The 10,897-nt window shown below is 69.7% G+C and carries 11 protein-coding genes and 1 pseudogene; 9 read left to right on the plus strand and 3 right to left on the minus strand.

Annotated features, from left to right (window positions below; genetic code table 11):
- Positions 1 to 101 precede the first annotated feature (101 nt).
- The 9 genes and pseudogenes from NUM_RS02725 (at position 102) to lepB (ending at position 9,913) form a co-directional block, all read left to right on the plus strand.
- Complete coding sequence (locus tag NUM_RS02725; protein WP_030446834.1) at positions 102 to 893, plus strand: DeoR/GlpR family DNA-binding transcription regulator; 792 nt, start codon at positions 102 to 104, stop codon at positions 891 to 893.
- Positions 894 to 1,137: 244 nt separating this feature from the next.
- Positions 1,138 to 1,368 (plus strand): annotated as a pseudogene (locus NUM_RS02730) (DUF3263 domain-containing protein); the annotation flags it as partial.
- 154 nt (positions 1,369 to 1,522) lie between these two features.
- Positions 1,523 to 2,980, plus strand: coding sequence for a beta-N-acetylhexosaminidase (nagZ, locus tag NUM_RS02735; RefSeq protein WP_370466917.1), 1,458 nt, complete (start codon positions 1,523 to 1,525; stop codon positions 2,978 to 2,980).
- Positions 2,981 to 3,032: 52 nt separating this feature from the next.
- A complete protein-coding gene (locus NUM_RS02740; protein WP_207122923.1) occupies positions 3,033 to 4,850 on the plus strand; it encodes an ABC transporter substrate-binding protein in 1,818 nt (605 codons plus the stop codon).
- 7 nt (positions 4,851 to 4,857) lie between these two features.
- Positions 4,858 to 5,859 (plus strand): ABC transporter permease, encoded by a 1,002-nt coding sequence (locus NUM_RS02745; protein WP_225918291.1) that lies wholly within the window; start codon positions 4,858 to 4,860, stop codon positions 5,857 to 5,859.
- Between the two features lie 112 nt (positions 5,860 to 5,971).
- Positions 5,972 to 6,880: an ABC transporter permease gene (locus NUM_RS02750; protein WP_207122924.1), complete on the plus strand. Its 909-nt coding sequence runs from the start codon at positions 5,972 to 5,974 to the stop codon at positions 6,878 to 6,880.
- Positions 6,880 to 7,938 (plus strand): ABC transporter ATP-binding protein, encoded by a 1,059-nt coding sequence (locus NUM_RS02755; RefSeq protein WP_207122925.1) that lies wholly within the window; start codon positions 6,880 to 6,882, stop codon positions 7,936 to 7,938. The genes NUM_RS02750 and NUM_RS02755 overlap by 1 nt, the downstream gene beginning before the upstream one ends.
- 73 nt (positions 7,939 to 8,011) lie before the next feature.
- Positions 8,012 to 9,058: an ABC transporter ATP-binding protein gene (locus NUM_RS02760; protein WP_207122926.1), complete on the plus strand. Its 1,047-nt coding sequence runs from the start codon at positions 8,012 to 8,014 to the stop codon at positions 9,056 to 9,058.
- Positions 9,059 to 9,220: 162 nt separating this feature from the next.
- Positions 9,221 to 9,913, plus strand: a complete 693-nt coding sequence (gene lepB / locus NUM_RS02765) for a signal peptidase I (protein ID WP_370466918.1) — start codon at positions 9,221 to 9,223, stop codon at positions 9,911 to 9,913.
- Between the two features lie 33 nt (positions 9,914 to 9,946).
- Here lepB and NUM_RS02770 read toward each other — a convergent pair whose 3' ends face one another.
- The 3 genes from NUM_RS02770 to NUM_RS02780 form a co-directional block, all read right to left on the minus strand.
- Entirely contained in the window at positions 9,947 to 10,120 is a 174-nt protein-coding gene (locus NUM_RS02770; RefSeq protein ID WP_207122928.1) for a type II toxin-antitoxin system RelE family toxin, read from the minus strand.
- Between the two features lie 107 nt (positions 10,121 to 10,227).
- Positions 10,228 to 10,512, minus strand: coding sequence for a type II toxin-antitoxin system Phd/YefM family antitoxin (locus NUM_RS02775; protein WP_207122929.1), 285 nt, complete (start codon positions 10,510 to 10,512; stop codon positions 10,228 to 10,230).
- Positions 10,513 to 10,695: 183 nt separating this feature from the next.
- A partial coding sequence (locus NUM_RS02780; RefSeq protein ID WP_207122930.1) for a hypothetical protein occupies positions 10,696 to 10,897 on the minus strand: 202 nt, incomplete at its 5' end.

Consider the following 10,897-nt stretch of genomic DNA (forward strand, 5'->3'; position numbering starts at 1 on the left):
CGCCGGTTGCGCGTAAGCTTCGCGCATGTCCTTCGACGATGTGCCCCTGTTTCGCGCATCATTGTGCACGCGTACTCGTGGTGAAGTGTAGGGAGGCCCCGGTGGACCGCTACGCGCGCTGGACCGCACTGCTCGAGGTGCTGGCCGAATCCGGCCGGATCAGCGTCGAGGACGCGGCCGATCGCCTGGACGTCTCGCAGGCGACCATCCGGCGCGACTTCGACCAGCTCGCCCAGCAGCAGATGATCACCCGCACCCGGGGTGGCGCGGTGGCGAGCGCGGTCTCCTACGACCTGCCGTTGCGGTACAAGTCGGCGAAGCGGGCACCGGAGAAGCAGCGCATCGGTTCCGCGGCCGCGGCCCTGGTCACGCCGGGGATGGTGGTCGGCATCAACGGCGGCACCACCACCACCGAGGTGGCCCGGGCGCTCGCCACCCGGCCCGATCTCGCCGCCGGTACCACCGGCGACGGCACCGCGCTGACCATCGTCACCAACGCGCTGAACATCGCCAACGAGCTGATCGTGCGGCCGCACGTGAAGCTCGTCGTCACCGGCGGCGTGGTCCGCCCGCAGTCGTACGAGCTGATCGGGCCGCTGGCCACCGGCATCCTGCGCGACCTGATGCTCGACGTCGCGTTCCTCGGGGTGGACGCGGTGGACGTGGCGCTCGGCGCCGCCGCGCACAACGAGGGCGAGGCGGCGATCAATCAGCTGATGGCAGCGCGGGCGCGACGCATCGTGATCGTCGCGGACTCGTCCAAGCTGGGTCAGCACGCCTTCGCGCGGATCTGCCCGATCGACCGGGTGCACACCCTGGTCACCGATTCCACCGCGAACGAGGAGCTCACGCACAAGTTCTCGACCGCGGGGGTGGAGGTCATCCGGGTCTGACGCCGGCCGACGGTGAGGCGTGGATCACGGTAACCATCTGTGGTCGTCACCGTTGACGCGTGCGCGGTGACCCACAATAATGAGCAACTGTACGCAAGCCCGTACGGCGGGGCGGCCCCCTCGTCGTGCGGGCTGTTTTTCTGTCCGGACCCGGTTTCGGTGCCCGACCGCCTGCTCCGGCGGGTTGTCGGCGGTGCGTGGTTGAATGCGAGCGATGAACGAACCTGTGCCGGACAGCGACGAGTTGGGGCCGCGTGAGCGCGGCATCCTGGAGTTCGAGCGGCAGTGGTGGCGCTACGCGGGGGCCAAGGAGCAGGCCATCCGCGACAAGTTCGGCATCTCCCCGACGCACTACTACCAGGTGCTCAACGCGCTGCTGGACACCCCGGCGGCGCTCGCCGCCGACCCGGTGACGGTGGGCCGGTTGCGCCGGCTGCGCGACGCCCATCGCCGCTCCCGGCCGGCCAGCGCCTGACCGCGCCGGTCCGCACGCCCACGGGGCATGTGGTGGCCCTCGTCCGGATCATCCTCTACGGTGTGCCGAGATCACGTGTGCAACGCGCAGCCGGCAAGAAATTTATTTTCTTGTGAGCTTTGATCATGGGCCAAAAGCTTACGGCGATGCGAGGATGCTCTGCGTGACCAGCACCGTTGACCGCTGCCTGCTCGTCGGCATGCACGGCTACACGCTGCCGCGTCCACTGCGCGACTGGCTCGCCGACGGACTCGGCGGCGTCGTGCTGTTCGCCGGCAACATCGCCGACCGTGACCAGCTCGGCGAACTCGTGGCCGACATCCGCTCCGCCGGCGACGACGTCGTGGTCGCGGTGGACGAGGAGGGCGGCGACGTCACCCGGCTGCACGCGGCCACCGGCGCGCCGCACCCGGGCAACCTCGCGCTCGGCGCGGTCGACGACACCGCGCTGACCGCCCGGGTCGGTGCCGCGATCGGCGCCGAACTCGCCGCGCTGGGCATCAACCTCAACCTCGCCCCGGTCGCCGACGTCAACACCAACCCGGACAACCCGATCATCGGTACCCGCTCGTTCGGCGCCGACCCCGACCGGGTCGCCGCGCACGTCGTCGCGTACCTGACCGGGCTGCAGTCGACCGGCGTCGCCGCCTGCGCCAAGCACTTCCCCGGGCACGGCGACACCGCCGTCGACTCGCACCTGGCGCTGCCCACCGTCACCGGCGACCTCGAACCGCACCTCGTACCGTTCCGCGCGGCCATCGCCGCCGGCGTCCGGGCCGTCCTGACCGCGCACGTGGTCTACCCAGGGCTGTGCGACGGACCGGCGACGCTGAGCCGGGCGGTACTGACCGGGCTGCTGCGCGACGAGCTGGGCTTCGGCGGCGCGGTGGTCACCGACTCGATGACGATGTCGGCGATCGCCGCCGGCGTCGGCGTCGCCGAGGGCGCCGCGCAGGCTCTCGCCGCCGGCGCCGACCTGGTCTGCATGACCGGCGACTTCCGGTTGCAGCGCGAGGTGCGCGACCACCTGGTCGGTCATCCGGCGCTGTCGCCGGAGCGGGTCGCGCAGGCGGTGGCCCGGGTGCGCGCGCTGGCCGGGCCGGTACCCGGCGATCCGACCGCGGCGGCGACGACGGCCGAGATGGCCGCCGCGGCGCGCGGGGCGCTGGTCGCCGACCCCGGCATCGGCCGGCTCGATGCCGCGCCGTACGTCCTGGAGCTCAGCCCGCCGCGCCAGGGCATCGAGCTCACCGCCGGCAGCCTGCTCGCCATGCTGAACGCGCGCGACCCGCGCGTCACCGGTACCCGGTTGGCGCCGAACGCGCCGGCCGACTCCCTCGTGCCGACCGGCGATGCGGATCACGCGTTGTCCGACGCGCTGGCCGCCGCGACCGGAAAACCCCTGGTCGTGGTGGTACGGGACGCGCACCGGGTGCCCACCACCCGGCAACGGTTGGGTACGGTGCTCGCCACCAGGCCGGATGCGGTGGTGGTCGGCATCGGTACCGGTGCCGACCGGCCCCTCGCGGCCGGGAGATACCTCGGTACCCGGGGTGGTGCCCGGGTCAACCTCTCCGCCGCGGCCGACCTGCTGGTCGGCGCGCGCCGGTAGCCCTACCTGCACCTCACGTGGCTTGTTCCCCCCGTTCCCCCCAGGAGAAGAGATGAAGAGAAGGGCCTTCGCGGGTCTCACCGCGGCCGGCGGCTTCGCCGCCGTGATGGGTACGGCCGGCTGCACCGACTCCAGTGACTCGTCGTCGGCGGACGTGTTCACCGCGATCGAGACGGAGATCGACGCGAACGCGCCGATCAACCCGTACAACCAGAAGACGAACTCGTTCCAGGGCTACAACGCGATGAAGCTCGGTTGGGCGAAGAACTCGCTGACCGACGCGAACGCGTTCTACCCGGCGCTCGCGGCGAGCTGGAGCGAGACGCCGGATCACCTGAAGCTGACCGTGAAGCTGCGCCCCGACGCGAAGTGGTCGGACGGCAAGCCGGTCACCGCGGACGACGTGAAGGCGTCGGCCGCGGTGTCGTTCAGCCAGGGCGGCGGCGCGTTCGCGGTGGCGCCGGGTGCCGCCGGCGGTGTCGGCGCGGTGAAGGTGATCGACGCGCACACGATCGAGTTCGACCAGTCGCCGGGCTCGTCGAACAACTCGTTCCTGCGCAACGTGCTGAACATGTGGGTCGTCCCGAACTCGGTGTACGGGCCGCAGATGCCGGCGAACATCTGGGATCTGATCAAGACCGCCACCGACCCGAAGGCGAGCAAGAAGGACCAGGCCGCGGCGCAGGGCAAGGTCCAGGCGCTGGGCAAGAAGCTGGTGGAGTTCGGCCCGAAGAAGGACGTGTCGGCCGGTCCGTTCGTGCTGCAGCGGGTCAACCCGGGCGAGGCGGTGCTGGTCAAGAACACGCACTTCTTCGACGCGGACAAGATCGCCCCGAGCAAGGTGGTGCTGAAGAACTACTCGGGCAACGAGCAGATCTGGAACTACCTGATCGCCGGCGAGCTGGACGCGGCGATCTACACCGCCACGCCGGCCAACGTGCGCAAGAAGATCCTGGCCAAGCAGGGCAACAAGATGATCTCCGGGTTCAGCCCGGTGGCGGCCGCGCTGGCGTTCAACCAGTCGGTCAAGCCGCTGGACAACGTGCACGTCCGGCGCGCCCTGGCGTACCTGATCGACCGGAAGCTGACCACCAAGATCGGTGAGTCGATCGGCGGTGCGCCGTCGCAGACCACCACCGGCCTGATCTCCGACGCGGCGAATGCGTGGATCGGCCAGGCCGCGGTGGACAAGCTGAACCAGTACCCGCACGACGCCGGGAAGGGCGAGGCGGAGCTGAAGAAGGCCGGCATGAGCAAGAAGGGCGGCCAGTGGATCCAGGCCAACGGCAAGCCCTTCACCCTGCAGCTGCAGGTGCCGAACGGCTTCTCGGACTGGATCGCCGGCGGCAAGTCCATCTCCAGCCAGCTCACCGACGCCGGCATCAAGACCGAGGTGAAGACCTCCGCCGACTACGCGACGTACCTGTCGGAGATCGCCGAGGGCAAGTACCAGCTGGGCTTCTGGCTGATCGCGCTCGGCCCGTCCACGCACGACGCCTACGCCCGGCTGTACGGCCCGTCGAACGGCTGGAACCAGTTCGGCGCCAACGTGCAGCACTCGGCGCCGGGCAAGAACGGCAACTGGATGGGCGGCGCGGAGAAGGCGACGATCCCGGGCCTCGGCACGATCAACCCGGGCGAGCTGACCAACAAGCTGGCCCAGGCGAACGAGGCGCAGCAGAAGGAGATCGTCGCGAAGCTGGCCGCCTACAGCAACGACCAGCTGCCGGCGATCCAGATCTGGGACTACACGAACATCCAGTTCGTGAACGAGTCCCGGTTCACCAACTACCCGAAGAACGACTCCGACGTGCTCCGGCTGCACCCGGGCATGTGGATGCAGCTCGGCTACATCCAGAAGAAGAAGTAGGGCCGACGTGCTTGCGTTCCTCCGGCGCCTCGCGGGCCACCTGGTCCGCGGGGTCGTCATGATCTGGGTCGTCACGACGTTCACGTTCGTGCTGGTCCGGCTGATGCCCGGGGACCCGGTGCAGACCCAGTACGAGAAGCTGCTCGCGCAGGGCGTGTCCGCCGAACAGGCGCGCGCCCAGGTGCAGGTGACGTACGGGTTCGTGCCGCACGGTTCCTGGATCTCGCAGTACGGCGACTACCTGTGGAAGTTGCTGCACTTCGATCTGGGCAAGTCGGTGTCCGCGCAGGGGGTCTCGGTGACCACCGAGGTCCTCGGCGCGGCGAAGTGGACGATCGGTCTGGTGCTCGCGGGTACCCTGCTGAGCTTCGTGATCGGCGTGGTGCTGGGCGTGATCGCCGCGATGAAGCGCGAGGGTCACGTCGGCAGCATCCTGTCGCTGATCGGGTCGCTGCTGCACGGCATCCCGCAGTACGTGATGGCCCTGGTACTGGTGACGTTCCTGACGGTGAAGCTGAAGCTGTTCTCGACCGGCCCGGTGAACGGGCTGATCGACCCCGGCTTCAACGGCCCGTACCTCGCCTCGATCATCAGTCATGCGGTGCTTCCGGCGGCGGCGTTCGCGCTGTCCAGCTTCGGTGGCTACCTGCTGACGATGAAGTCGAGCGTGGTGTCGGTGCTCGGGGACGACTTCATCCTGGCGTCGGAGCTACGCGGCATCAAACCCTCGATCATCTTCCGGTACGTGGCGCGCAACGCGTTGCTGCCGCTGTTCACCGTGCTCGCGCTGTCGCTCGGCTTCATGATCGGCGGCGCGGTGTTCATCGAGCACGCGTTCAACTATCCGGGCATGGGCGCGATGCTGATCGACAGCATCGGCAACCGTGACTACTCGGAGATGTCCGGGGCGTTCCTGCTGATCACCGGCGCGGTGATCCTCGCGAACATCGCCGCCGACCTGCTGTACAGCGCGATCGACCCCCGGGTGCGGCACGGAGGAGCGACATGATGCCCGCCGACGTAATCCTTACCGCGGAGGCGGCAGGCAGCACCGCCGACGTAATCCTTACCGCGGAGGCGGCAGGCAGCACCGCCGACGTAATCCCTACCGCGGAGGCGGCATGAGTACGACCGTTGATCTGCCGGTGTCGGGGCCTGCGGTGGTCCCGGCCCGGCGGACCGGGTTCTGGCGCAACCTGTGGAAGGTGCTCAAGCGCAAGCCGAGCCGGATGGTCGGCGCCGCGATCGTGGCGGTGTTCGTCCTGACCGGCATCGTCGGCCCGTGGCTGTACCCGGACAACCTGCCGCGAGACAGCGACCAGATCCTCGCCGGGCCGAGCGCGTCGCACCTGCTGGGTACCGACTTCGAGGGCACCGACGTGCTCGCCCTGCTGATCACGGGCACCCGGTACGTGCTGGTCGCCGCGGCGTTCGCGGCGCTGATCACGGTGCTCATCGGTACCGCCTTCGGCCTGTACGCGGGCTACCGGCGCGGCGCGCCCGACTCGGTGCTGATGCGCATCACCGACTTCGTGCTGACCATTCCCGGGTTCCCGCTGCTGCTGGTGCTGTCCACGGTGTGGAAGTTCTCGTCCGCACTGCAGATGGGCCTGGTACTGGGGCTCACCGGCTGGGGCGGCCTGGCCCGCTCGGTCCGGTCGGCGACGCTTTCCTTGCGGGAGCGGGGATTCGTCGAGGCGGCGCGCGGTCTGGGCATGCCGACCCGGCACATCGTCACCCGCGAGCTGCTGCCGAACATCGCCCCGTACGTGGCGATGAACCTGCTGATCGGCGTGACCACGTTCATCTACTCCCAGGTCGGCCTGTTCTACCTGGGCGTGCTCCCGTTCACGTCGAACAACTGGGGCGTGATGATCCAGCTCGCGGTCACCAACGGGGTGACCCAGACCGGCGCCGGACTGGGGTACCTGATGGCGCCGCTGGTGTCGATCCTGCTGCTGACGCTGGGCGTCGTGCTGCTGGTCGACGCGCTGGACGAGGTGTTCAACCCCCGGCTGCGGGAGGACTGATGACTGCGGTCACCCAACCGTCCGAAGTGGACGGCAAGAAGGTCGGCCCGGCGGTGCGGATCAGCGACCTGACCGTCGCGTACCGGACGCCGGCCGGCGAGCTGCCGGCGGTGTCCAGGATCAACCTGGAGCTGGCGCCGGGCTCGATCACCGGCCTGGTGGGCGAGTCCGGTTCGGGCAAGTCGACGATGGCGCTGGCCATGCTCAACGCGGTACAGAAGCCGGGCCGGATCACCGACGGCTCGATCGAGATCGACGGCCTCGGCGACGTGGTGTCGTTGGCCGGCAAGCGACTGCGCGAGGCGCGCGGTGGCGAGATCGGCTACGTCTTCCAGGCCGCGCAGAACTCGCTCAACCCGCTGAAGACGGTCGGCAAGCAGCTGCTGGACCTGGCCCGCTCGCACCACGTCGAGGACAAGCGCGCCCTGGTACGGCAGGCCAAGGAGCTGCTGTCCCGGATGGGGCTGTCCGGCGACCGGGTGCTCGACTCGTACCAGCACGAGCTGTCCGGCGGGATGCGGCAGCGGGTGGGCATCATGCTGGCGCTGGTGCTCAACGCGCACCTGTTGGTGCTCGACGAGCCGACCACCGCGCTGGACATGATCTCGCAGTCGAACATCCTGTCGATCATCCGGGACGTGCACGCCGAGCGCGGGCTGACCACGCTGGTGGTCACGCACGACATCGGCGTGGTCGCCGAGGTCGCCGACCGGGTGGCCGTGATGTACGGCGGGCGGCTGGTGGAGCAGGGCCCGACCACCGAGGTGCTGAAGGACCCGAAGCATCCGTACACCCGGGGCCTGATCAACGCGATCCCGCGGCTGACCGGCGATCCGGAGGTGGCGCAGCCGCTGCCGGGCCGGCCGCCGACGCTGGGCACGATCCCGAAGCAGGGTTGCGTGTTCCGGGAGCGGTGCGCCCGCTACGCGGCCGATCCGCGGGAGGACTGCGAGACCACCGACCCGGTGGCGAGTGAGATCACGCCCGGTCGGTTGGTCGCCTGCCATCCGGTGGCGGCGGGCCTGCCGGTCGAGGTCTCGGTGGAGGAAGGCCGATGAGCGCGCGTGCGCGAGCGCGGCAGGGATGCCGCGCCTGGTGCCTCGTCGGACTGCCGGCGAAGGAGGAGGGCCGATGAGCGAGTCCACAGTGGACGATGTGGTTTCGGCGGCCGGTGACGGTATCCGGGGACGCGGCATCGTCAAGACGTTCAAGGCGCGCGGCAACGTGCTGGCCGGCTCGACGGTGCAGGCGCTGCGCGGGGTCGACTTCCACATCCCGCCCGGCGGTGCGGCCTCGTTCATCGGGGAGTCGGGCTGCGGCAAGACCACGCTCGGCCGCATCCTCGCCGGGCTGGAGGACTACGACGCCGGCACGCTGTCGGTCAATGGCGTCGACCTGACCTCGCTGTCCAGGCGCAAGCGCGACCCGTACTTCCGGCGGATCCAGATGATCCACCAGGACCCGTACTCGGCACTCAACCCGACCCGGACGGTCGACGCGATCCTGACCGACCCGCTGACCCTGCGCGCCAGGCAGACCGGGCGGCCGAAGTCGTGGATCGCGAAGCGGCAGCGCGAGGTGCTCTCGCTGGTCGGGCTGGAACCGGACTACGTACTGTCCCGGTACCCGCACCAGCTGTCCGGCGGGATGCGGCAGCGCGTCGTCATCGCCCGGGCGCTGACCGTCGACCCGGAGGCGCTGGTCGCCGACGAGGCGGTGTCGATGATCGACGTCTCGCTGCGGCTGGGCATCCTGCGGCTGCTGCGCGAGCTGCGGGAGACCGTCGGGGTCAGCGTCCTGTTCATCACGCACGACGTGGCCACCGCCCGCTACATCGGCGCGGACGGCGACCTGTACGTGATCTACCGTGGCCAGATCATCGAGCGCGGCCCGACCGAGACGATCATCGCCAACCCGGTCCACCCGTACACCCAGTGCCTGCTGTCGGCGATCCCGGTGCTGCACGGGCTGGAGGTACCGGGGGCCGACCGGTTGACGCCGACCGAGCCGCTGGCCGACACGCAGTCCGACGCCGGCTGCCTGTTCGCGGCGCGCTGCCCGTTCGCGACCGACCGGTGTCGCACCGAGCGTCCCGACCTGGCGCACCACGGCGACCCCGAACAACTGCACGCCTGCTTCTACCCGGAGCAGCGTCGGGTCGTCGCGGTGTCCGCGTGACGCCGCCCACCCCGTTGGCGTCGATCGTGGTGTCGGCCGGTACGGCAAGCGCTTGCCGCGCTGCTGACGTCATGATCGACGGGACGCGGTCGGATGAGACTGACAGGGAACTCCCAGCCGGGCGGTCGCGGCTACGTCGGGTCGCTGCCGTATTCTCCCAGCGTGTCCAACGCTGAGTCGAAGCACGCCGAGTCCGAGCGTGCCGGATCCGATCGTGCCCGGTCGAAGCGCGCCGGGTCCTGGCTGCGTGAGCTGGTCATCCTCGTGGTGGTCGCCGTCGTGGTCGCCTTCGGCGTCCGGACCTTCATCGCCGCCTCGTTCTACATTCCGTCCGGCTCGATGGAGCACACGCTCGACATCCACGACCGGGTGCTGGTGTACAAGCTCGGCTACCGGTTCCACGACCCGAACCGCGGCGACATCGTGGTGTTCAAGGCGCCGCACCAGTGGGCCGAGGAGACCGGCGACGGCGGCGACTGGATCAAGCGGGTCATCGCCGTCGGCGGCGACAAGGTGGCGTACGACGACGCCAAGGGGCGCATCACCGTCAACGGCAAGGCCATCAACGAGCCGTACATCTACCGCAACGCGCAGGGCGCGCAGGACCCGCCGAGCGAGGCGCCGTTCTCGGTGACGGTGCCGAAGGGCCGGCTGTGGCTGATGGGCGACCACCGGTCCAACTCGTCCGACTCGCGCGAGCACTACCTGCAGAGCCACAACGTGATGCTGTCCACGGTGCCGGAGTCGTCGGTCGTCGGCCGCGCGTTCGCCACCTACTGGCCGCTGAACCGGATGACCTGGCTCTCCGCCCCCTCGACGTTCGACTCCGTCCCCGACGCCCGCGCCGCCAACTAGCCCGGCGACCCGAACGTCCACGGCGGTGCCCGGTCAGCGGTACACGTCTCGACGGTGGTCGACGTCGACGACGGTCACGGTCCGCGCGCGGTCGTCGATCCGGTAGATGATCCGGTAGGTGCCGCGTCGTGCGCTGTATCGATCGGCGAGCGGCGGCATGAGCTGCTTGCCGACCCGGTACGGAGTCTGCACGAGTGGCCCGGTCATGAATTCGTATGCGGCGACCGCGACGGCCTCCGGGAGCCGTTCGCTGAGAGCCCGGCGAACCGTCGGCGTGGTACGAAGCTGGTATGGCTCCGCGGAGCCCGGGTGGGTCACGACTGTCGTGAGTGCCGGCGACGCATCGCCTGCTCCAGCTCGCTGGCGTCGACGATCTCGCCGCGCGCCAGCTCCGCGTCCGACTCTGCCAGCCGCCGCATCGTGTCCGCATCGCGGAGGATCGCGATCGTCTCTTCCAACCGTTCGAGATCCTCGATCGCGATCAGCATGGCCGAGGGTGCGCCGTGCACGGTCAGGGTCACGCGCTCATGGTGGTCGTGAACCCGGCCAACGAGCTCGGAGAGATGGGCCTTCGCCTCACCCAGCGGAACGATCGTCATGGTCACAAGTATGACCAAAATCAGTCCCGTCGGCCAGTGCGTGTGCCGGTCGGTGGCCGGAACGGCTGCCCACGGTGATGAAGGGGGGAGGCTGGGTTCCGCCGGCGGTCGGATCTCGGACCTGGTCATCGGCGACCCGCGATGGTGAAGTCGGGCAAGCAACGACAGGGCGGCACCAGACGGTCAGCGCGACCTGCCGAGGCGGCGGTGTGCGAGGGCGAACAAGCGGCGGGCGTCGGCGCGGCAGAAGGCGGCGAAGGTGGGCAGCGCCGGCCGCTCCGGCTGGGTGCCGTTCCAGGCCTGCGAGCCGGCGAACCCGACCAGGAAGTCGGTCACCGTGTCCTGGTCGACTCGGTCGACTCGGTCGACTCGGTCGACTCGGTCG

This window comes from Actinocatenispora comari (assembly GCF_017312725.1).
GTDB lineage: Bacteria > Actinomycetota > Actinomycetes > Mycobacteriales > Micromonosporaceae > Actinocatenispora > Actinocatenispora comari.